This is a genomic window from Teichococcus deserti (genome assembly GCF_001982615.1).
Classification (GTDB): Bacteria; Pseudomonadota; Alphaproteobacteria; order Acetobacterales; family Acetobacteraceae; genus Pseudoroseomonas; species Pseudoroseomonas deserti.
In genome coordinates this window covers 22,955-44,537 of sequence record NZ_MLCO01000069.1, presented here as the reverse complement: position 1 = coordinate 44,537, position 21,583 = coordinate 22,955, and the positions used below count along the sequence as shown (strand labels likewise).

The following is a 21,583-nucleotide window of genomic DNA, read 5'->3' as shown; positions in this document are numbered from 1 at the left end:
TGAGCTTAGAGCGGCACGCCTCCGGTGCTGGGGTTGCTGGGATCTGGAAGGCGCAAGCGGGTGGTGCCTTTGAGGAATGGGTCGATGATGCCGTTGAGCTTGGCTATCTCCACCCAGCGTGTTGCGTCGCCTAGCTCTTTGCTGGCCACTCGCATGAGGGTGGTTTGTGTTACAAGGATTTCTCTCATGGTCAGCTTCCCAATCTAGCGGCTGCGCTACCTAGGTGGGCGCCTGTGCGACCAAGCAGAGCCAGCTTCTGTGTTCCGGATGCAAGCCCATTGACCACGTTGATGGCGGTTGAGCTGCTTGTCATCGTTCCAGCGATCTTGGCAAAGCCAGCCACCTCGCCGTTGGCCACTCGCGCTGCGCCTGTTACCAGACCTTGCGCTGCGCCGATTGCGCCGAGCACCTTAACCGCACCAGGGCTTCCACCCGTGATGCCAACAACTGTAGATGCAACGGACTTCACCGTAGACACAGCGCTGCGCACGTCAGCCAGCGTGCCGGGCAGATCAATACCAAGCGCACTACCGATTTCGTCGCTAAGCTCTCCGAGGAAGCCGCGGTCGCCGCTCTCCAATCCGGTACTGACGATCACGCAGGTGATGTCGTACTGATAATGGTAGCCAACGCGGATGACATCGAACTTGATTTTGTGAAGGAGAACCTCCCAGCGGTTGTCGCCAAAGAGCAGGCTGACAACCTCACCCTCATCGCACATCAGCTGTAGCTCGCGGGCGCGATCTTCGGCATCTTCGCTGAGCAGCAAGCCGCGCCAGCATACCGACTCAGGGTTCGGACCCATGAGATCAAACACACGCTTGCCGCCTGGCAGAGTGTGGATGCCGAGCATCTGCTCAGTGCCGTAGCTGAGGCTCTCTGGAACCTCATAGCCGGTGAACTCCATCTGTCCCAAGGTGAGCGCGCTGGCGCCTTGGAAGAGGTTGGCCACACCACGCACTGCGCTAACCGCTGAGCCAATCGAGTTGATGTCTCGGAAGCTCTGCGTGATGGTGTTGGCTCCAGCGAGCAGACTGTCAATTGAACTCATGCGATCGCACCTCCTCTAGGTCGGAAACTCATGTTGGGATCGAAGCCGCTGCGGCTTTGTCCAGCGCGCTGCGCCTCCTGCACCTGATGCTCCGTGACCGTTCGGCCGATCTCGCGCTTATCGAGCTGGAGGGACGTATGGACCTGGATGACGTTGCTGCGCGGCTGGAAGGCCATGACATTGCTGGCCAGGTTGAAGCCGCCTTCTTCGCGGCGCGAGCTTTGCGGGCCAGGGGTGTGATCCCTCTGCATCAGATCTTGCGACCGGGAGCCCAATGAGCCGCCTCGACGGGATCTGATGCCGGCTGCTTCGTCCTGTAGTCGCTGCTGGTTAGGGGTGAGGGCAGGGGAAGCGCCAGGGAGGCTTGGGATCAACTCCTTGATCTTGCTCCACAGGTCGCTGACCCAGCCGACGAATGCGGAGGTGATCTGGCCAAGCCACCCGGTCACGGAGCCTACAAGCCCGCCGATCCATGTGTTGCCCAGCTGGGTCCAAAGCTCGCCCACCTTGCCCCACAGGGAGGTTAGGGCGCCTGTGATGGTAGTGCCAACGCTTTGCAGCTTGGCCCAGACTGCTGAGCCCATGCGGGTGATGAGGTTGCCGATGCCCGAGGCAATCATCCTAAACTGGTCCCAGAGAACCCTCAGACGCCCGCCTACTGCCCTCCAATCCACACGGAGTGCCCATACAGCCAATCCGGCTACAGCGCCCGCTACGAGCACCACAGGGGCTGCTGCGGTAGCTGCTGCGGCAATGAGGCCGCTGAAAGCGCTAGCAGCCAGGACAATGCCCCCCACTAACGCCGCGCCAGCTAGTAGCGTCAGGGCGCCGGTGAAGCCAAGGGCAAAGCGCATGATGTTGCGGGTCGCACCAGGGTTGGCTGTCATCCACGCGTTGATGGCCGAAAGCCCCGAGGTGAAGCCGTTAATCAGGTAGGCAAAGTCTTGTGCTACACCCACTCCGAGAAGCTGCTTAAAACTCTCCCATGTGGCGGATAAGCTGCCGAGCGCCATGTTGAGGTCGCGTGTGCGGAGCAGCGCATGAGAGTCCTGTAGAGACATGCTGTTATCAGCACGGCGGGAATTGTTCTCATATTGTAGGCGGTTCTTTATCACGTCGAGGAAGAGACGCTGGCTCGTTGAGCGGCCTGCATACCTAGCGGCTTCGAGTGCTACTCGGTTGTCGTAGTCATCGTCGGACTCGCCTGCGTTCCTGCGGGTCCGCTTTCTAACTCGATCCTGCAAGTCCCACAGCGCCTCAAACGTGTCGTTCTGGAAGCGATTTCTGTCTTCGCCTATCATGCCGCCGCGGCGGTCAAACTTGTACCCTAACGACTCCATCATCTGTCGTCGCTGCTTGGTCATCGTGCCAAAGAGCACTTGCTGGCCGACGGCCATCATCTGTGTACCGGCGGTGCTACCCGAGGTGGACGATGCCAGCTCTGACATCATGCCCCAGAAGGCTCGTTGGTTCATGCTCTGTGCGAACATGCCGCCCTTGCTGACCATCTGGAAGATATCTTCCGGCTTCAGTGTGCCGTTGCTGGAGTTTAGCGCTCTCCAAGCCCAGTCTAATTCTGAGCGGAACTTGTCCACATCCACATACTGATTGCCGTTGGCATCGCGGCTGTAGATGGCGCCTCGCATCTCGATGGCTTTAAGGAGCTGCTCAAGACCGCTGTCACTCATGCCCGATCCGCGCATGGTTGATTGAAGCTGCGCAATCAGCGGAGTAATTGTGTTTGCTGTTTTTTCGTCGTTGAACAACTGCATCATGTTGCCCTGGAGGCTCATGATCTCAGTTGTGTTGACGTTACCAACGCGGGCTTGGATGCGGTTTGCTTCGACCGTAGCCCGGCCAACCTGACCATTTGTCCAGCCCTGGGTGCGAAGGCGGTTCTGCATGTTGAGTAGCTCGCCGCCCGCCTTGACCGCATCCCACAAGCCATCAGCGATCCGAGCCGAAGCCAGCATGGCGCCAGCAGCAACCAGACCCCTACCAAGTGCGGTCAGCTTACCGTTCGTCTGATCGACAAGGCGGTTCAGGCGGCCAAGATGACCGGCCGCGCCAGCAATGGCGACGCCGACATTGCTGCCCATGTGGAGATATGCGTAAAGGCGGAATTGGCTCATCCGATCATCCGATTCTCTTAAACGCTCGGATGATTCGGCGTGTCATCATGTCGGCAATCTTCGGCTCTGACACGACAAGCGCTCTCTCAACGAAGCTACGTGGTGGCATCTTGCTGGTGCCAAATTCTAGGTGGACTGCCTTCTCATCGTTGGTGCCGATAAAGGCTTCATTGTCGCCAACCTGCGTGCCGATGCTCTTCTTCATGTCGCCGGTGAGTAGGAGGGGGCTGTTGGGATTGCTTTTTACCGGCGCCCAAGCGGGGAGGTGAGCAACTGGACCTTGTTGTGTGCCCAGTTCGCTCTTCATCTCTCGCTCGACAATCTGAGCACCTTGCTCAGTCGCGCGCTGCATCTCGTCCTGGATCGTGTTTTCAATCGCTGCGAGCATAGCCGCGAACTGCGCAAGGTTATTTGCCATTCTCTCTCCAAGTGCATGTGCTGTAGTCGAAGGTGCTACCCTCCATTTCCTGGAACATGATGACCATGGCTGTCGCCATCTCGTCGTCCATGCGGTCGGCCATTTCAAAGGGGATGCCGTTCTTGATCAGGGCAAGCCGCGTTCGTAGGCGGGCATCCCCTGTTATTTTTTTAGGGAAGCGCCCTGCTTTGCAGCGTGGTCTGCGTCATTCGCGATGGCGCCTGGCTCGCCCTCCTCGGTGGCAAGCTGACCCTGAACGTGTTTGACGAACGCAAAGAATCCCTCGTCGCCCATCTCTTTGATGGCTGCGTCGATGCTTCTCTCGTTGACCGGCATTGGGCGAGGCTGGCCGTCGATGGCGCGGATGCCGCAGGCTATCATGGCGTAGCGCATGTAGAGCTCATTCCCTGAATGAATGCCCGCTGCCTTACGCATCATAGCGTCTTCGAAGACGCCCAGTTCGCGGTAGGTGATCTTTCGGCCATTGCTGTCAGTGAGTTCGATGCTGTCGGAGCTTGTGATTGCGTTAGACATTGATGGTGTCCTCTCGGGGAAATGGATGTAGAAACGGCTGGTGCCGTCCGACTATTTAAGCCAGACATCACCAGCCGACTTTCTCCCCCGAGAAAGGGTCTTGTTAGTTTACAGCGAGCTTGCTGGCCTTAAAGGTCACTGTCATCTTCACAGCGTTCTCGCCCTCCCATGTACCTGCATCATCAAGGACAATTGCAGCGCCAGTGAACTGGTACACGGTTCGGCTGCCGTTGGCTTCGTTGACGTAGAAGTAGAGGGTGCAAGTGCTGTAGTCGCCAGAGGCATGCCACAGTGCGGCTTCAGCGGAGAAGAATTCCTCTAGCGCTGGATTGCTGCGGGTGGCCTCGAAGGAGCCTTCTGCGTGACGTGGAAGGCTTGCGAAGACCGCTGTGCCATCCATGCGCAGAACGTCAATCTCCACGGTCTTGCGGCTGTGCTTAAAGTTGGTGACGTGACCGAGGTCCACCTGACCAGCTGCGCCTTGAACGATTAGCTGTGCATCACGTCCTACGCTGATTGGCCCGCTTCCTGTTTTGGTTCCCATGTTGTTATCCTTGTTTTTGGGGGAGGGGCTGCGCCACTAGTAGTGGTGCGTTATCCCACTCCCCAGGCCGAAAATTAGCGTTCGATGATGGTGACGGATGCGCCAGCTTCGAGGTTCACGATGAAGAAGCGAACAACGCCCTGATAGCGGACCTGCACGTCAGCTGTGAGATAGCCCAGAGCAGTGCGCGACTGCGGGTTGTTGGACACGTCACAAGTGACCTTGTAGGGGCGGCTTCCATCAAGTCCGAGTGCTAGCTGACCAGTCTGCAACATGTTCGCGAAGAAGCTGTTCAGGGTGGACTCAGCATTGCGAGCCGTTGTCTGATTGATCAACTCGCCAACGTAGATCCCTGTGCCTCTTGAGATCGTCTGCGCAATATAGTTGGTCTGGCGGGTGTACTCGTCGCCCTTGATGTTCGGATTGCTGGAGGCGTTCACTCCGCCACGTAGGCCAAAGTAGTTCCCGCCTGGGACAGGGTTCGTGATAACGTCGATGCCTGCATTGAACAGCGTTTGCAGTTCAGCGGTACTGTAGGATGCAGAGGATAAGCCGTTGGTCTTCTGTGTACCAACGATGTCGTAGATTGGCTTGTTCAAGCCGCTCTGCTCGATGCTGAGATTTGCGTAGCGCCCAGCTACAAAGCCCTGCGGTGAAATCAGGCGCAGGCTCTTGTTTACGGGGTCCTGCCATTGAATCCAGTCACCGAACATCACCTTAGCGGATGCGTCGTCGATGCCAGCAGTGTTCTTGGCAGTGACCGCAGCGGTGATCGCCTGACCAGCTGGACCAGTTAGGATTAGGAAGAAGCTCTCAGCCTTTGCAAAAGCCAGCTGACCAGCCCATGAGCTGGTGGTGTCTGTGTCGGCGAGCACAAGAATCGAAGCGTTTGGCTGAGCCTTCAGTGCGTACATGCCAGTTCCCGGGTTGTTGTCCAGGCCGACAAGCGTTGCGTCGTTGATGGTGGTTGTGCCGTCAGTTCCGCTTGCCAGTGAATAGGTGGCTGTAGCAGGGGCAGTTGTGCCAGCGCCCGCAGTGGCAGTGACGAGCGCACTTTTGCTGCGAAGGTCAGTGCCGTTGTTGATTGCAGCAGCCATTGCGACCCACAGGGCGTTGCCTGAACCAGCGATATTATCGAACACCTCGGTCACAGCGCCTGGCATGCTAACCACTGCTCTGAATGTCGAAGGCTTTGCGCCAGGTCCAATGTCAACCTTGATGCTGTTACCAGCGCTACCCGTGTAAGCAGCGGTGACAGTTAGGCAGGTTGCTAGGATCGCGACCGATGCAGCAACGTCGGTGCCGTCAGTTACACGCACGCAAACGAAGCTGTTTGCTCCCTGCTTGTGCGCCGTGGCAACATGGGTGCCCATGTCGTACTTGCGGTTCACGAGGTTGCCGAATACGCCCACATAGTCGGCGTAAGAGCCAACCACGACGGGGGTGTTCTTCGGGCCAAACGATGCCGTGCCAACAATGCCAATGCCGTTGGTTGGAACTCCGTTAAGGTTACGGGTCTGTGGTGGAATTACGTTAACTGCGGTATCAGGAACAACCTGCGCAGTGAGGTTCAACGATCCCGCTGGGTAAACAGCCATGCTTATTCTTCCTTGTTCTTGGGATTTGGCGTTCGCCTTCTCCGGTATTGCCCTCGCGGGATGTTCTGACTTACAGCCGAGCAGCGACGAGTTTTGTGCCTCTATTTAAGCGCCTTACGGTGCTGCTTAGGGCGTCTGTTCGTAGTCGGTGATTTCTAGTGAGGTCAGGTTCGTGATGGTGCCGCCTACGAAGACCACGGCCGGAAAGCTCTCCGTCTCGGTGGTGTGGTAGTCGATCGACCAGCGCAGATCGCGGCGCCAAACGTCCTCGGTGCCGCTCGCGTCGCTCATGCTGCCAGCGCCTAGGCGCGGCACGCCTGTCCACAAGCCATCGGGCATCAGGAGGGCGTTGGTGCGAGCTATGGCCACTTTGACCTGGCTGCTTAGTCGCTCCCTGAGATCCGGAGTGGCCGCCCAAACCGAGACCTGGAAGCTCTGGCTCTCCTGGCTCAGCATGGTGGTGGCTGTACCGTCGAGGCCCACTCGGGCGATAACGAGGCCAGGGGGAAGGGTCAGCACGTTGCCGGTGCGGGTAGCGCCGGGGATGGCTGCTCGGAACGCCTCAAGGAGGGTCACTGGCGTGCTCTCAGGGGTGGCGCGAACCGTCCAGCCCTTCTGCCCTAGCGCGATACCTACTACCTGGCCACCGCCGCCTGTGCCCGCGAGCGTGACCTTGTTCCCTGCCACAGAGGCAAAGAGGGTCTGAGGGGAGCGGGTGACTGTTACCTCGTGCTGGAAGAAGCGGCTGGTGCTGCCTCCGCTACCCGCTACCGGATAGACGGTGATCCAACTCACAGGGGGAGAGAGGGCTACTGCCTCGGCCAGCTCGTTGCCCACTGGCCAGCCGTAGCCGATCCGGAAGAGGTCTCCACTACTCGTGGTGTGGGTACCGGCAGTGGGGATGAAGGATGAGCCGACTAGGTGCAGCCCGATTGTCTGTACGAGGGCGTTTCCCACATCGCGTTGATCTGCCATGTCAGGACACCGTGCTCTGTTCAACCAGGAGGCGAAGCCCTAGGTGGGTTTCCTCGATGGCATTGATGCGCCACTTGGCGCCCTTGCTATCCCGCACCTCGTAGGAGGTCTGGATAGCCACGCCAGGGATAGCAGGCATCAGGATGTCCTTGCTGCTCTGCTTACCCGCCTCAGGCACACCGGCTAGAGGGCTGTCGCCCTTGCTGGCCGTTGTCATCCTGACCGGCCAGGCCTTTGCCAGGAGCACAGGAGCCGTGTTGCCCATGTGGGCGGCCATGCCTGCCTTGCTGGCGGGGCGGCTGATGGTGATCTTCTCGTTGCAGCGGACTGCCGTAGCCGGGGTGATGTCTGCCTGAGTGGCGATGAAGTAGGTGGCCACCTCACCGACCAAATAGTCACCGACCTCTACCTTAGCCGTTAATGTGGCATACTCGTTCCTGTCGTTCCACAGAGCGGGCTTGATGCCTCTGAACTGGGGGTCGCGGTCAAAGTGCGCCTTGAGCGCCTGAACGTCCTCGACGGCTGACAGATCGGCTGAGCCGGGGAGGGGGCGAACGAGGGTGTAGGGGTGGCCGAAGAGCTGGGCGAGCTTTGCCCATCCCAGCGAGATCCGATCTCGGATGAGGGTGCCTCGGTCAGGGCAGCACGCCATTAGACGATGACCCTGATGTTCGGACCGCAAGCACTGCGGGCAGGACCAAAGGGAACGCCGATATGTCCAGCTAGAGCTTGTGCTTCCCGGAGGTACAAAGCCTCTCGGTCACGAAGCTCGTTCTTGTTGCGCTTCCAGATGCCCGCCTCGTCAGTGTCGAGGCCGCAGGAGGCGTCAATGAGCGCCTGGTCCAGCTTGTCGAGGTTGGGGAGGAAGCGACCTACGATTAGGGCAGCATCCTCGTCAGTGAGGTTTGCCAGCCTGAATTCGAGGACGGCGTATTCGTTGTGGTGGAGGTAGGAGAAGAAGGCGTTGTCGCCATTACCAATGGCGGGGTAGCCGAGGTGGCGCCTAACAGCGACTTTCTGTGCTTCAGTGAAGGTGTGGAATGCGCTCATGGGCTACCTCGTGTCCGTGGGAAGGGGTGACGGAGAGGGCTGCCCTCTCCGTCAATCTCAGAAGCCCTTAGAGGGACTCGATCACCACAGCGCGCTTGTAAGCAGCGTTGGATGCAGTTGGTAGCACGGAGGCGTTGGTGTTCTTGTCGGTTGGGACAACGAAGCCACCGATGTAGTTCCAGCTCTGTGTGATCACCTGCTGTAGCTGATCGATGGGAGCGCGAGTAACCATCGCGACGTCATCCACCACGCTGACCATGCCGTTCTTCACTAGCTCCTCGTGGTTTGCGTAGGCAGTGCCAGTTAGGGTGCTCTCAATGAGGGCGCCGTTGGCAACCACGATAGCCCGGCGGACGGTCAGGCCACCTAGGGACTGAACTGGGCTCATGTTGGTTGCAACGATCTCTACACCTAGTAGGTTGGAGATCACGCCATTGCGCCACTCAGCAGTGCCGTTTCCGCCGCGGAAGAAGCTCTGGAAAGTAGCATCTGCGTACAGGCCAGTTAGGTGCTGTGGATCGGCGTAGCAGATCATGCGGCCGGAAACGCCGTTAGCTTCTAGCTGTGCCTTAGCTGCAAGGATCTTGTCAGCGGTCAGAACGTCGTTTGCAGCTAGCAGGCCAGTGTGTGCGCGGTTTGCAGCACGCAGCACAACTGGAGCGGTTGAACCAACGACAGCCTTACCAACCACGCCATCGGATGCCAGGTTGCCGGCGCCGGTCATGGTGATTGTGCCAGCTACGCCGTTTGGCGCAGTGGATGTGCCAGAAGCAGCAACAGATGCCACGGTGTAGGGGCTGCCGTTAACAGCAACAGTCTGGCCAGCTACGAAGCCGCGAATGTCGTCAACGGTGATCGTTGCGCCAGATGGAGCCCCAGTGGTGCGGGTGTTGCTAGACAGATAGGCGCTGAACAGTGCGTTCGCGGCCAGGGTGTCTAGCGAACGACTAGCCTGCTCACCAAGCTTGGAAGCATTCTGCATGGCTAGATCGACGATGTTGACCACGGAGGTTACGCGGTTCAGGTTCATGCTGGAGCCGTAGCTCTGAGCGACAACCTTGTACTGCTCTAGCGCAAATGCAGACTCGCCTACACCGTTGGTCAGGTCAGAGTTAGCAACAGCGGCTAGGGGAGTGATAACGGCAGGTAGTAGACCAGCGCGTGTCTTGGTGATCTCTTCGCCGATGCCGGCTGTGAAGGCCTCGCGGTCAGCGATGGCGCGGAAGCCCAGCTTTGCCTTGAGAGCGTCGTGAAACTTCTTCTCCAGAAAGCCCTGCTGGATTGCTGCCTGCAAAGCTGCGGGCAAGTTATTGATTGCCATTTAGTGCCTTTTCTTATTGTTCTTGCGCCCCATTTTGACGGCGGGCGGTTTGGTTAACGTTGATTAGCGACCAGTGTCCTTGAGGCGCTCTACGGCGGCCTTGAACTCTTCGTCGCTCATGTCACGTGCGTGCTTTGGAGCAGGCGCAGCGCCCTTGGGTGCAGGACCAACATGTGTGGTGGTTGCAAGAGCAGTCGCGTCTTCGAACAGGTAGCCCTTGGAAGCCTTGAGGCTTTCGATAACTTCCTGTGCGCCGACAACCTCGCCCTCGTCGTTCAGCTTGATCGAGGAAAAGTCGGCCAACTTGAGTCCGTCTAGGTCATGCATTCCGGCCTTGATGGCCAGTGCCTTGACTTCTGCACGGATGGTGCGGGCTTCCAGCTTGGTGGCATGTTGGGAGAACATTGCCTCTGCTGCTGCAAGCTTCTGCTCCAGATGCCTGGTCTTCTCGGCCCTCTTGAAGAGGTCGCGCTTGAGAGCCTTGATCTCTCCATCGCGATGACGCTCGCTGGTATCTAGGCTGTCCTGCTCATCAGAGGGGAAATCCTCCGCCGCATTGTCTTGGATTGAGCCAGAGCCCTGAGTGTCGGGTGCTGAGAACGCAATTCGATTGAGGTGTGGGTTGAACATTTGTCTGTCCTATTTCGTGCAACCTCTTTGGGCTGCTTGGTCGCCACTTAAATGGCAGGTGTCTTGGGTTCCGCTGTTGCGGAGCCCGCTTCGGGTTGAGGATCTTTTTCAATCCTCTTTAGCTCCTCGCTCGTGTCTGCGATGTCGAAGATCGGTGCGAGGTTGTTGATTGCCGTCTCACGGCTGAGAACACGTCCAGTGGTCAGGATGTGGATTGCCTGAGCCATCTGTGCGGTGTCAGCGGCTGTTGCTTCGAACCAGTTTGGCCAGTTCAGATGCAGACCATCAACGTCAATCTTGTTGAGGTATTTATTGTCCACAAGGATGCCCTTGGGCGTGCGCTCGGCGGCCCTGGCAATCATCTGCATCAGCGAAAGGATGCCACACTGGCCGTAGCTGATACGCATTCGGGATGCGAGGCTGATGGTTGCTTTGTAGAGCAGCTCCATGGCCTTTCCCGATTGTGGCATTGTCATCTTGTCGCTGGATGCGCGAAAACCGTGTGTGCTCTCTAGCGCCAGGTTCCGTAGCTCGCGAAGCCACTCGAGCATCGTGCTCTGCGCACTGCCATCGAGTTCGAGGTATTTCGCGTCGCTGTCTTTGCTCAGTTCCAGCGCATTGGCTGCACCGCCGATAACGGCAGGCGTCGTGGAATCGGTCTTCAGGATCAGCTTGGGATCTGCTGCGTAGCGCAGTGCTCTGCCACCCTGACTGTATAGGTAATCGTACTCGATCACCGTGGAGATCATCGCCTCGAAGGTGCAAGGCCCTTCAAAGTCGTCACCGCCAGGCAGGTTCTTGATCCAGTGGATGGGACAGAAGCCAAGAGCGTGAACAACTGAACGGTTGTCATCGCGAACAGGCTTTGCTTTCTCATCGCTTACCGGCCACGGCAGATACCATGTCTCTTCGTTTGCATCCCAAACGCGCATGAACCAGTGGCGGCCCCTTTTCGGGTCCACGTCATAGCCGAGGGCGATTAGCTCCTGCGGCTCCACCTTCATCTTCTCCGTGACCTTCTTTGGATTTCTACGAAAGGCATCCCACTCGGGTGTAAGGTGCGTGGTTGGCAGCACGTCGATGAGCAGCTGGTTCTCGATAACGCGCAGATGCAGGGCAACAGAGCCAACAGCACCGCGTGTAGCGGCGTCGATCATTCGCTCCTGCAGGTTGGTATCGCGCACAATGGCAGCCATGACGGCTGTTGCAGCAGCGTCTTTACCCTGAATAGTTGGGAAGTGGTTGTCAGCGAAGAGAAAGCCCACGCTGTCATCGACCACAACGCGGCAGAGGTTGCTTGGCGTTGATGGGCGGCGCATAGACAGGGGAATGTACTCGTTGCCCGCATACTCTTCCGAAAAGCTGTAGGTTAGATGCTCGTAGTGCTGGTTGTTGAGCACGCGAGTTAGCGCGTCTAGACGAAATGCGCGTTCGGGTAAGTCAGCATCTCGGTGGAGCTTGCCTCTAAGTTCTTGCCAATCCAATGTGATACCTCGAAACGGTGTGAAGGACGCGGGTCAAGGTATTTAGCGGCCCATGAGATTGAACCTGCGCCACACTGGCGGCTTGTTCTTTTGCTCCATGAGGTCGTTGAAAGCTCTGCTGAGTGCGTCAACCTGGTCGTCATGGCGACCGGATGGAAACACAGCTAGCTCCTCGATCAGCGCGTCGTTCCATTCCGCCTTGAGCATCCAGACGTTGCCCATGTTGACCTGGCTGGCAAACGGCTTTGCTCGCGTTTCCTTGTCGCCTGTGTCTCGTGTCTGGTTGAGGCGATAGCCCGCAAGCGCACGAGCATAGTCCTGCGCCTGACTTGCTCCTGCCTGACCTGGATCCTGTGGGATGGAGATTGGCACGGCCGTGCCGTCCTGCTCAGCGACCTGGATAATACGACTGCGCACCTCGTCTGGCTTGCCACGAAAGCGCACGACATCGAGGATCACCGTGTCATTGGTTTCCGTGCGACCCATGAGCACACCAACCGTCCAGTCGCCGCGTAGGCTTGCTGCTAAGTCCCATGCTCGGATGCGGGTAACCACTGGGGGCAGAGCAGCGTGTGGATGTGTCTTGATCTTCTTTGCGTCGAAGATCCAACCATCCTCGGGAGCAGGCTTCTGCTGGAAGGTGGAGATGAAATCCCGTGGCTTGAGCTTTCGGATGGCGGCTAGATCAGCGAGGGTGTGTTTGCCGGGCCAAAGTGCTTCGCCGGGCTGGCGGCCAACAGGGTCGTTTTCCTCGGCAATGGCTGGCAGGCTGATGTAGCGCCACTTGCCCCGGATGCCTGGCTCCTCGAGTTCGGCATCACGCCAGTTGGATGTTGCCTCGTCCCATATTTGGCCGGTGTGTCCCTCGTGCTTCAGCAGCTGGCCGTTTAGATCTTCCTCGTGGAAGCGCGTGGCTACCACGATCATGGCGGTCTTGTTGCCGTTGTTTCGGCTGATCCAAGAGCCTGTGTACCAGTCCCAAATCTTCTCTCTTGTCTCTGCCTTCTGCGCAGCGTCGTTGTCGGCGTAAGGGTCATCGACAATCAGCAGATCGCCACGACGGCCGTTGATCGCTGAGCCAGCACCACGGGTCAGATACTCGCAGTGATTGGTTGTCGTCCATTCTCTGACGTTGGTTGTTTCGAGGCTAAAGCCGAGAAGCTTGTTCTGCTCTAAGATGTGCGATCGGATCTGACGCGAGAAGCTGAGTGCGAGGTTCTCTGCGTTGGTTGCGACGATAGTTTTGCTGCGTGGCCGCATCATCATCCAGTAGGGGATGAAGAACTCATTAACGTATTTGGATTTTCCGTAGCCAGGCGGCATAGAAATCATGAGATACAGAAGGTCGCCATCTACGATCTGCTGTAGCGCGTCGATGATGATGCGATGGAAAGGCTGCGGAGAACCAAGCTCCAAGGTACGGCAAAGATGCTCGCACCACTTGTGGAAGGAGGAGGTGGCTTCGCGATTGGCCTTTTCGGCATCAATCTTCTTGAGCAGCAGGAGTGCTTTGCGCTGCTCCTGCGTGAGCGCGGGTAGTTGAGTCATTGCAGTTTGCGGTGGCCAGCGCCACTCGTTCTTGGGGATTAGCTCCCTTGTCCTGGAACAGCCTTGGCTGTCGCTCCTACGGATGTAGGGCAACCGTACTTAGCTGTGCAGCACAACAGGCATGACAAAAGCCCCGAGGCGATTGCCAGGGGGCTTGGTACAGATACCAGAAATTTTTGAGCGGCCTTAGTTGCAGCCCCTTTGGTGCGATCCTAACAGGGGTAGTGCCCGCGGCGTTCGAAGCCTGTCCTTGGAATGGTTTGGTCTGCTTCGTCTACTCCTCCGTTGCATCATCATGATAGCATCGTGAGGCAGAGGATCAACAAAAGACTTGGATGATTGTCAGAAAAATTGCCGTGCTGTGGTGTGTTCATCTTGCGATACTATCGTTTAAACCACACACTTCTTATGCTCCTGTCGTATTTGCATGTACACGCCAGACAATACGCTTGCTCTTTGTCATGTGCGACAGCAGCGTGAGCAGCAGCGCAACGCAGCACGAGAGCAGCACATGACAGTTTATGGCTACACAAGGGTCTCAACGCAGCAGCAGGTAGCGGAGGGTGAGAGCCTCGAGGTGCAGCAGCGGCAAGTGCGCGGCTACTGCATGATGCAGGGTCTAGAGGACCCTGAGGTGTTCACTGAGGCCGGTGTGTCCGGTTCGGTACCCCTGGCTAGCCGCCCGCAGGGAAGGGTGCTCAGCGGGCTTCTCAGGAAGGGCGACGTGGTTGTAGCTGCAAAGCTCGACCGCATGTTTCGCGACGCAGCTGACGCGCTCAACACCATTAAGCTGTTCAAGAAGCAGGGGATCTCGCTGGATGTAATCGACTTCGGCGGCGACGTTATCAACAATCCCAATGCAAAGATGATGATGCAGCTCCTCGCCGTGTTTGCCGAAAGCGAACGCGATCGGATTAGCGAGCGAGTGTCCACTACCAAGGCCGATCAACGCGCCCGTGGCAAATACCTTGGGGGAAAAGTGCCGTTTGGCTTTGCCGTTGATGCTGAAGGGCTACTGGTGCGGGACGATGAGCAGCAGCAGATTGTTGCTCATGTGTTGGATCTGAAGGCACAGGGCATCAGCTACAGAAAAACCATTTGCTCTGTGCAGCAGAAGTTTGCTTACTCCATTGCCCTCAACACAGTGATGAAGATCTGCAATGCTAATTGACAACACGATGCCTTCGTTGCGAGCTATTCTGCTCAAGCAAAGGCTAGCAGGAGAACAAACCGTAGCTGCTTCAACGCTTGGCGCTGTGCGAGACATGCTCCGCAACTCGCCCATGGGTACAAAGCCGCCGTGCGAGTGGACAGATGATGAGATTGTCATCGCTGCTAAGACCCTCTCGCTGTTCAGGCAGGGTCTGTGAGGGCCTACAAGGGGTCGCTAGCGGGTTCTAGGGCCTAGGTGCTGCACAGCTAGCTCTCAGGGGCTTAATTGCCCTCAGCGACGTTCTCTGACCCGTCATGCTCGATGATGTTCCGCACGATGCCAGCTGCTTCGTGCTTGAGCTGTTCTAGCTCTGCATCGGACATGCCTACAATGTCGTGTTCATCCTCATGCGGATCAACCTGAATGGCGTTCTTGCGAGCGTAGCGGTACGGAGCTACGGACTTAGCGAACTCACGGCGCTCCTGCATGGGGAGGCGATTATCGCGCGACATCACTTCCATCCAAGTCAGGCTGTCGCACGGATCGAAGTCGGATGCTTTGGCCTGACCCGATGCGATCAGCCAATCTTGCAGCCGTACAACGGCCTGTTCCTTTTCGATGGTGCTCTTGTTGAGCTGACCTCGTCGCCGTCCCTTAAGCGCAGGGTTCTTGTTCGCCATCGCAACCTCCTGATGTCTGTGCCTCGTATTTAAGGCGACACAGGAACTAGCGGAGCTACGCCAGGTTGGCTGAAGCTTCAGTCTCCCAGTAGGCGCAGTTGAGATTGGCTATTCTACTTGATGAGCGTCGCTAGCCAGGGCGCTGCCTTCTGCAGGAGGTTGGCCAGCTCAGGCACCCACGTCGCTGCGTACACAGTTGCCCCGCCTACGAAGACCCTTGCGGAGTTCTTTCCTGCTTCTGCTGCGAAGTTGTCCGCGTACTTGTCGACCTTTCCGAATATCCAGCGGCCACAAAGCTTGGCTGCAGCCAAAAGTTTAGCGATACGACCGACATCGGGTTGCGGCGCCGACAACTCCCTCTCAACCTGAACTGAGATCTCGAGAGTTGCCTGGGCATGCTCTAGGTCATCCGTCAGAGATCCACTGTTATGACCTATAAGCGGGTTACTGCGGCGCTCCAGTCGAATTGCACCGCTCAGACGGCTAGCTGCTGTCCTAAGCTCTTCCCGCGCTAGTAGCTCTTCGTTCGAGGGAATGAATGCGCTCGGAGAGTTCTGGACGTAAGCGATGAGACTATCAAGGGTGTCATCGTTGAAGATAGAGCGTATGAAAGCTTCATTGCGAGATGCTGTTTCATCTCCAAAGTCTCGGGCCTCGTAACCAGATCCATCGTCGATCCTAGACCATTTAACGGTTCCGCTCTTCGCCTCAATCCGGTTTGCAATGGCATTGACGATTCTATAATCAACGTGATCGCCGAAGTGGCCCTGAAGTACCTCAGCGGCGTCTGCTGGCTCGCCGTTAATCCACTGGTATCCGCCTTCGCTGCCAATGTACGGCAGGCTGTGAACAGGGTCTTCGTAGTTTTGGTAAAACCAGTGGACAAGATAGGGCTCGACGGCGTCGCGGCTCATCCTCTTGAGCTGATTGAGTGTCTTGCCTGTCGTGTCATCGTCGTCGCGGTAAACGCGATAAGCTGGCTCGCTCCTAGCCTTGGTTTGCTTAGCCCTAGCATTCTTCAAATTCTCAAAGCTGTATTCGGGGCGAAGGTGCCACCTCGCCTCCATGGTTCGAAGGAGGTCGCCTTCCCATGACGTGAAGCCAAACTGATTTACCGCTTCGGCCAGCTCATCATCCGTGATTCGAAACGGAAAGTAGGACCTTAGAAGATCGGGTGTGTTGAGGCCTGACCCTCCGGGCGAGAACGGCTCACCGTCCCGCTGCATGGGTTGGCGGTAGAGGTTCTCTGTAGAGTCCATCTCATCGCCTTGACGGGCGATCACTGCTTCTGACTTAGTAAAGTGCCGGTTCAGCCACGTGTCCATGAACGCCAGCTTTCGAGCAACACTTAACTGCCCAAAGGTTTTCCCGGCTGGCCGGTTGTACGTTTCGATGTTGCGCTCTACTCGTTTGAGCTTCCGAATTCCAGATTGATGCCTGATCGCGGGCAGGGGTATGGAGGGTCGCTCGAACCATTGCGTGTTGGCACGACCCTCTGATGTGAGCACCATCGCAATCTCGGCGATCTCAGACCGTGTTAGCCACTCGGGGAAGAGCGCTACAGCTTCTTTGGGATCTATCGGATTGCCCGCGGGCTTTGGAGCTCCTGAAAGTCTTCCGACGCCTATCGGCGTTCCCCCGGATAAGACCATGGATGTGTCATCGTAGCCGGGGTCGTATTTGTCGAAATGGCTGTTCAGCCACCACTCCACATAGGGCAGCTTCTCGGTAACAGTTAGTCTGCTGAACTCGGTTGGAGTAACGCCCTTGTCGTCCAGATAGCGCTGGTACCGAAAAGCCTTCGCCATAGCCGTCCTCCACCTGGCAGCAGGATAGCCATTGCTGGTGCCTAGGCCTAGAGGGTCTGTTACAAATGCGGCCTACGCCCGATCTCCTGCATCTCAGCCTCAAGCTGCTTCGCATTGACCATGTGTTCGTAGAAGGGGATCACCACTACTAGTGATGCGCGCTCGTCTGGCTCTGCTCTGCTCTTGTAGTGGTTCAGCACGCTCAGCGTTGAGATCATCGTTCCAACGCTCACCTCGTTGATGTACCAGGCCATGACATCCTTGCGGTCAGTGAAGCTTGGGATGTTGACGAACCTTAGTGCTGCCGCGTCCATCTCGAAGAGCAGGGCTTCTGCCTGTTCGAGCTCCTCCGAGTGTTCTCTCTGGAGGCTGGCTTGTTGCTCAGCGGTGAGGGGCATCAGCTGGCTCCCAAGGGGATGACGCAGGTTAGCAATGGTGGTCATTCGGCATCTGGCCGTTTTGGTTTCCGACCAGTAAGCGGCTTTGGAAGCGGATGGTGGCTGAGACGCAGTTCCAGGGGAAGGTCTATGCGTGCGAGGCGGGCGTTGAGCCGAGATGCACCCATGCCTAGGTGTTTCCCCCAGCCCGCGCGGCTTAGCTGCTTTCCGTGACATTCAATCGGTGGGAGCGGCGAGCTAGGTGCTACGGCTCGGTCGAATACCCGGCTTAGAGGCATGCCCTTTTTGAGCCGCTGCTGAAGGCGCGCAACTGGGATGCCCAGTTTGTTGCTCCACTCCGAACACGTCATGGTAAGGCCGTTGTACGTCACCTTCTTCGGTGGTGGACCGGGACATTTGATGCAGGCGTTCGACGGTCGCTTGCGAAGTGGATCCTCGACAGGCGCGACGGGTGGCTTGCACTCCAGCTAGATCAGCAAGGCAGTTGTCTCCGCGCTATCGTCCTTTGGTAGAGGGGACACAGGAGGAGCCTTATAGGCGGCCTGGGGGCTCTGGGGTGCAGCTAGCGGCGCCTGGTGCTGGCGGGCATCCAGCAGGGTTCTGAGGGCGCTATAGTCCGCGGCTAGCTCGCGTCGCTTCGCTGCTTTGTAGCGCCAATGGACAACTGGCACCTTGCCTCGCCCGTAGGCGATTAGCTCGGGTGGGAAACTGGGGGAGGGTTCACTTGGGGTCATGCCCATATTTACGCAGCAGCTAGGCTCAAGCGTCGGGCGCGTAGAACTTACAGAGGATGTTGCCGTTGAAATAGGCGCGGCTGCCATTGGGCAGGCGGGCTGTTAGCACCCGGCGGGAAAATTGTTCCTCTGCCTCTCGATAATTCGTCTCTCCCCTAGTGCGGCACCAATGGAGGATCTCGCGGGTAAACTTATCTTCCCCGAGGAGAGCAATTTCCGCGAGCAGCTCTGCGCAGCTTCCCCAGTAGGTCTGCCAGTCGCTCTGTGCCCTGACGACCTGCGTCTTCCTGGCACTCTTGGCACCCGGCTTGGTCTTGACGTTCCTGCGACGGCGGCTTTCAAGGTATTTCCGGCCGATGTAGCGGCGGCCGCTGGGTGCGGTAATGAGGTAGACGAAGCCGGCAAAGTCGGCAGGGTTAATTCCGGGGGCGATGATCCATTGTGTCATCGCCTACTTACCAGGTGCGCCAGCTTCCCCTGGCGTTCGGCTTGAGCTTCCCCTAGCACAGTGGCAACGACCTGGAGGGAAGCGGTAGGTGTTGAAGAAAGCTCTACCCGAGGATCACCGACAGGCCAGGGACGAGAAGTCATCTTGGCTGGCGCCTACGAGCATAACAGCTCTGATGACGTTAGGTGTTGGTGCCTTCGTAGGGTACAGTCAATTCCGCAAAAACCGCCTGGACTACTTTGAGAAGCGCTTTGCGGCTTACCGCAAGATCATGCAGCTTGCGGATCAGTACGAAGCGGCGATATCGCAACGCAGTTCAGTGGACATCGTCAAAGAGGATTTCCATCAAGCAAAGCTCGAAGTTTGCTTTCTTTTCGGCCCCGACGTTCAGGCGCGCTGCCTTGAATTACAGAGCGCGTTGCTTCTTTATTCGACCATGAGTGCGAATTACCTTGACAACATTTGGGATGATTATGGTTCATTGAAGAAAGCAGAGTACGAGCATCGAAAAGCTGCTACAGCGGCAGCTCATTCGAAATATGCGTTGGCCGAGGCGTGCGGAGAATACCTCACGTTATGGAGCTACCGCAGAAGGCTTTGGCTCAAAATGAGAGCAATGTGGAACCGGACTGAGTACGGGCGGTACAGCATTGAGATTTGGTTAAGGGAGCGTTGGCCCAAGGTAAAGAAGGGAGCGGCTGGCGCAAGGGCGCGACTCAGTGCCTGGCGCGAGGCAGCCCGCAGGCTTTGGCTGCCACCACGGCAATAAGTGGTCCCAGCACTTGAGCTATTCGGGGTTCAGGAGATAGTTGGCGTAAATCGGGGATATTAAGCCCTTGCGCTTCAACGTGGCGAAACGTTTGCGAAACAGCTTCCTTGCCAGGGGCGAACCAATGTCCGAAGTTGGAATGTAAGGGAAGAGCATACAGCCCTTAGCCTCGTTAGGAGTGAGGAGACCAGCCTCCACCAGGAGGTGCATCTGTATGTCACGGGCGCGTTCAGCAATGTGCGTGAAGAGCTTTGGAAAACGCCGCTCGCTTACACCCGTATCCATGTCAGCCTCCCTAAAGTTCGCATGACCCTCCGGAAATTCAGGAGCTTGGGTTTCTATTTCTGCAGGGACACTGAACGGCGGAGATTTGCCGGGAACAAAACACCAAATGAACGTCACATGGAACCTCTCAAAAGCCAGTTGCCGTTCTTGAAAAAACTCGCATTCTTTGTTCCGCACAAACTTTCGGCCTGGACGACTCACGAGGATGGAGAAATACAGAGTGGTTTCGTCTGGGGAGTAGGAACCCAGCGATATCGTCTGAGCATCCTCAGCTGATGTGTTGTAGCGTTCATCAGTCAAATCGGCTGATGCGCGAGTGGTAACAATAGCAAATATGTTGTGGTGCTTGAGCGCCGTCGTGTAGTGGACTCTTGTAACAGGCTTAGGTTTACCGCCGCCTTCAGGTCGCTGAAACTCAGTTTTCTTGATGAGATTGATTCTTTTTGGACTGTCGTTGGATTGATGGACTGAGAATTTCTGGCTCTTAATGCCGCGTCGCTGAATGAGCCCAGAGGCTGTCGGCGGTTCAAGCGAGTCTCGACCGTGCTTGACGAAAACCCTGAGGTCACCTGGCGACGTACCGTCGATAACCTGATCCACCACGGCAATGGTTCGCGGCGAACCACTCACCTCGATAGTAAACTTGACTCGTTTTCGGTCCATTTTATGCCTCTATCAGCGAGGAACGTCGGGCTGTCGCGCGATAACTATTGCCTCTGATGTAGAGTGGTCAGGTCGTTGCGGCAACGGGTTGCCTCCCGAGGAGCTAAGCATCAGCAGGCAATTGCGCCTTCGTAGTTAGACGTCTATCCATGCTCAGCCAATTGGGTTATTCCTCCTTCGCATTGATCGACGGCAGGGAGTGCGTTTGGCATGGTCAAGTTCTTCTACGTTCTGACAATCATCGGTGCGCTTATTGGCGGCTTTTGGCTGCTGATGGCTATCTTCGGCGCAAAAAGCGCCCCGCAGGAAGCGGCTGCAGCCGCTATCGCCGCGGCCTGTGCCATCATCCCCTACGTCTTCGCCCGTGCAGTCCAGGAGATCAACAAGAGCCTCTAACGGCCGATGTGCGGAAGGCGATGGAACGGCAAGCCCCTGCAGGAGAGGGGCACCGGGCGTGCAGATGCCCTAAGAGCGTTGGTCGGCGTCCGGAGGACCTTACGGTTTGAAGGTCCTCCGCCGACTGATGGGTGATCAAGACGTCGCTGACAAAAGCGAAGGTTTCATCCCAGACGGCTGGGACCTTTGCTCAACCAACTACTTTTAAGGTGTCTGAAGCTTCAATGCCTTCAGGACTTCCGAGAAGGCCGACATGAAGGAGGGCCCGGTCGCCTCGTTTAGATCGCCGGCTGCCATCCGAGCCCGCATGTAGGTCTGTACGTCGCCGCCGCGATACACGCGTTGCATAGAATCCTGCATATACGAACATGCTGATCCTGCGCGCCCGTTGGCAGCAATCTCCGCCTGGCAAGACAGAGCGGAAATTTTCAACTCGTCCATCTCAGCGACGAAGCTTTGTGGGCTGGCTCGCACAGGGCAGATCGCCAGCTGTGTGCCAAACAGGGCGAGCAGAACGATCCTCATTGTCCACATCCGATCATCACGCCGCGCGGGGTGATCGTGCAGCGGTTTCCCATGCTGTCCACCGAGTGAGTTCCCTGTGCATCTGTCCACGACCGCACCGAGTAGCTGTTACCCATGCTGTCACTCGATCGGATCTCCGTCCCGTTGCCGGGCAGGCGGCGCGTGGTCGTATCGACGGAATAGCTATTGCCCATGCTGTCCGAAGAGCGAATGCTGATGTCGCCATTAGGCGCCGTGTAGCTGTAGGAGCAGACACGGTAGGGCGGCTCACCCAAACACTCAGCATGTCCTGAACTTGCAAAACTAAGCACGCCGAAGAGTGCCGACCCCAAACACCAATTCCGCCGCATAAGATCACCGATGCAAGAAGAATTTGGATGATAACTCGTATCGATTGTGTTTGGGAAGAGGCTTAGACTAGACCATTAAAAGTTTTTTG

General features: G+C 57.3%; 23 protein-coding genes. 3 read left to right on the top strand and 20 right to left on the bottom strand.

The features are described from left to right. Positions 1 to 5: 5 nt before the first annotated feature. The 14 genes from BKE38_RS31410 to terL form a co-directional block, all read right to left on the bottom strand. Positions 6 to 188, bottom strand: a complete 183-nt coding sequence (locus BKE38_RS31410; protein ID WP_076956971.1) for a hypothetical protein — start codon at positions 186 to 188, stop codon at positions 6 to 8. 2 nt (positions 189 to 190) lie between these two features. Continuing rightward, the gene (locus tag BKE38_RS08905) at positions 191 to 1,051 is read right to left on the bottom strand and encodes a hypothetical protein (protein ID WP_076956970.1); all 861 of its coding nucleotides are present in this window, start codon (positions 1,049 to 1,051) and stop codon (positions 191 to 193) included. Further along, positions 1,048 to 3,183, bottom strand: a complete 2,136-nt coding sequence (locus tag BKE38_RS08900; RefSeq protein WP_076956969.1) for a phage tail tape measure protein — start codon at positions 3,181 to 3,183, stop codon at positions 1,048 to 1,050. Before BKE38_RS08900 ends, BKE38_RS08905 begins: the two co-directional genes overlap by 4 nt. 4 nt (positions 3,184 to 3,187) lie before the next feature. Next, on the bottom strand, positions 3,188 to 3,601 hold the full coding sequence (locus tag BKE38_RS31405; RefSeq protein WP_131829538.1) for an HK97-gp10 family putative phage morphogenesis protein: 414 nt from the start codon (positions 3,599 to 3,601) through the stop codon (positions 3,188 to 3,190). Between the two features lie 162 nt (positions 3,602 to 3,763). Then, a complete protein-coding gene (locus BKE38_RS08890) occupies positions 3,764 to 4,135 on the bottom strand; it encodes a hypothetical protein (RefSeq protein WP_076956967.1) in 372 nt (123 codons plus the stop codon). A gap of 103 nt (positions 4,136 to 4,238) precedes the next feature. Next, positions 4,239 to 4,679, bottom strand: a complete 441-nt coding sequence (locus BKE38_RS31400; protein ID WP_076956966.1) for a hypothetical protein — start codon at positions 4,677 to 4,679, stop codon at positions 4,239 to 4,241. 74 nt (positions 4,680 to 4,753) lie between these two features. Then, positions 4,754 to 6,277, bottom strand: a complete 1,524-nt coding sequence (locus tag BKE38_RS08880; protein ID WP_076956965.1) for a phage tail protein — start codon at positions 6,275 to 6,277, stop codon at positions 4,754 to 4,756. A 126-nt stretch (positions 6,278 to 6,403) separates the two neighbouring features. Continuing rightward, the gene (locus BKE38_RS31395) at positions 6,404 to 7,252 is read right to left on the bottom strand and encodes a hypothetical protein (protein ID WP_131829537.1); all 849 of its coding nucleotides are present in this window, start codon (positions 7,250 to 7,252) and stop codon (positions 6,404 to 6,406) included. 1 nt (position 7,253) lies between these two features. Beyond that, positions 7,254 to 7,904 carry a hypothetical protein gene (locus BKE38_RS08870; protein ID WP_076956963.1) on the bottom strand — a complete coding sequence of 217 codons (651 nt, stop codon included), beginning with the start codon at positions 7,902 to 7,904 and terminating at the stop codon, positions 7,254 to 7,256. Further along, positions 7,904 to 8,302, bottom strand: coding sequence for a hypothetical protein (locus tag BKE38_RS08865; RefSeq protein WP_076956962.1), 399 nt, complete (start codon positions 8,300 to 8,302; stop codon positions 7,904 to 7,906). The genes BKE38_RS08870 and BKE38_RS08865 overlap by 1 nt, the downstream gene beginning before the upstream one ends. A gap of 67 nt (positions 8,303 to 8,369) precedes the next feature. Then, on the bottom strand, positions 8,370 to 9,623 hold the full coding sequence (locus tag BKE38_RS08860) for a hypothetical protein (protein ID WP_076956961.1): 1,254 nt from the start codon (positions 9,621 to 9,623) through the stop codon (positions 8,370 to 8,372). 63 nt (positions 9,624 to 9,686) lie between these two features. Then, on the bottom strand, positions 9,687 to 10,253 hold the full coding sequence (locus BKE38_RS08855) for a phage scaffolding protein (protein ID WP_076956960.1): 567 nt from the start codon (positions 10,251 to 10,253) through the stop codon (positions 9,687 to 9,689). A gap of 47 nt (positions 10,254 to 10,300) precedes the next feature. Then, positions 10,301 to 11,653: a phage portal protein gene (locus tag BKE38_RS08850; RefSeq protein ID WP_083747401.1), complete on the bottom strand. Its 1,353-nt coding sequence runs from the start codon at positions 11,651 to 11,653 to the stop codon at positions 10,301 to 10,303. A gap of 126 nt (positions 11,654 to 11,779) precedes the next feature. Continuing rightward, positions 11,780 to 13,285 (bottom strand): phage terminase large subunit, encoded by a 1,506-nt coding sequence (terL, locus tag BKE38_RS08845; RefSeq protein WP_076956958.1) that lies wholly within the window; start codon positions 13,283 to 13,285, stop codon positions 11,780 to 11,782. A gap of 427 nt (positions 13,286 to 13,712) precedes the next feature. Between terL and BKE38_RS08840 the strand changes: the two genes are divergently transcribed. Beyond that, the gene (locus BKE38_RS08840) at positions 13,713 to 14,456 is read left to right on the top strand and encodes a recombinase family protein (RefSeq protein WP_106409168.1); all 744 of its coding nucleotides are present in this window, start codon (positions 13,713 to 13,715) and stop codon (positions 14,454 to 14,456) included. Between the two features lie 263 nt (positions 14,457 to 14,719). Here BKE38_RS08840 and BKE38_RS31390 read toward each other — a convergent pair whose 3' ends face one another. From BKE38_RS31390 to BKE38_RS31380, 4 genes are all read right to left on the bottom strand, one after another. Continuing rightward, positions 14,720 to 15,118 (bottom strand): hypothetical protein, encoded by a 399-nt coding sequence (locus tag BKE38_RS31390; RefSeq protein WP_131829536.1) that lies wholly within the window; start codon positions 15,116 to 15,118, stop codon positions 14,720 to 14,722. 113 nt (positions 15,119 to 15,231) lie between these two features. After that, complete coding sequence (locus BKE38_RS31385; protein ID WP_131829535.1) at positions 15,232 to 16,926, bottom strand: hypothetical protein; 1,695 nt, start codon at positions 16,924 to 16,926, stop codon at positions 15,232 to 15,234. A 59-nt stretch (positions 16,927 to 16,985) separates the two neighbouring features. After that, complete coding sequence (locus tag BKE38_RS08830; protein WP_131829534.1) at positions 16,986 to 17,324, bottom strand: hypothetical protein; 339 nt, start codon at positions 17,322 to 17,324, stop codon at positions 16,986 to 16,988. A 759-nt stretch (positions 17,325 to 18,083) separates the two neighbouring features. Further along, entirely contained in the window at positions 18,084 to 18,506 is a 423-nt protein-coding gene (locus tag BKE38_RS31380) for an NAD synthetase (RefSeq protein WP_131829533.1), read from the bottom strand. A gap of 88 nt (positions 18,507 to 18,594) precedes the next feature. Here BKE38_RS31380 and BKE38_RS31375 point away from each other — a divergent pair, with 88 nt between their 5' ends. After that, complete coding sequence (locus BKE38_RS31375; RefSeq protein WP_207553533.1) at positions 18,595 to 19,275, top strand: hypothetical protein; 681 nt, start codon at positions 18,595 to 18,597, stop codon at positions 19,273 to 19,275. A gap of 18 nt (positions 19,276 to 19,293) precedes the next feature. Here BKE38_RS31375 and BKE38_RS31370 read toward each other — a convergent pair whose 3' ends face one another. Then, positions 19,294 to 20,223: a hypothetical protein gene (locus tag BKE38_RS31370; protein WP_131829531.1), complete on the bottom strand. Its 930-nt coding sequence runs from the start codon at positions 20,221 to 20,223 to the stop codon at positions 19,294 to 19,296. Between the two features lie 210 nt (positions 20,224 to 20,433). On the opposite strand from BKE38_RS31370, the gene BKE38_RS08825 reads away from it, so the two are divergent. Next, entirely contained in the window at positions 20,434 to 20,619 is a 186-nt protein-coding gene (locus BKE38_RS08825) for a hypothetical protein (RefSeq protein WP_076956954.1), read from the top strand. A 204-nt stretch (positions 20,620 to 20,823) separates the two neighbouring features. On the opposite strand, the gene BKE38_RS31365 is transcribed toward BKE38_RS08825, so the two are convergent. Continuing rightward, a complete protein-coding gene (locus tag BKE38_RS31365; RefSeq protein WP_131829530.1) occupies positions 20,824 to 21,144 on the bottom strand; it encodes a hypothetical protein in 321 nt (106 codons plus the stop codon). Positions 21,145 to 21,583 lie beyond the last annotated feature (439 nt).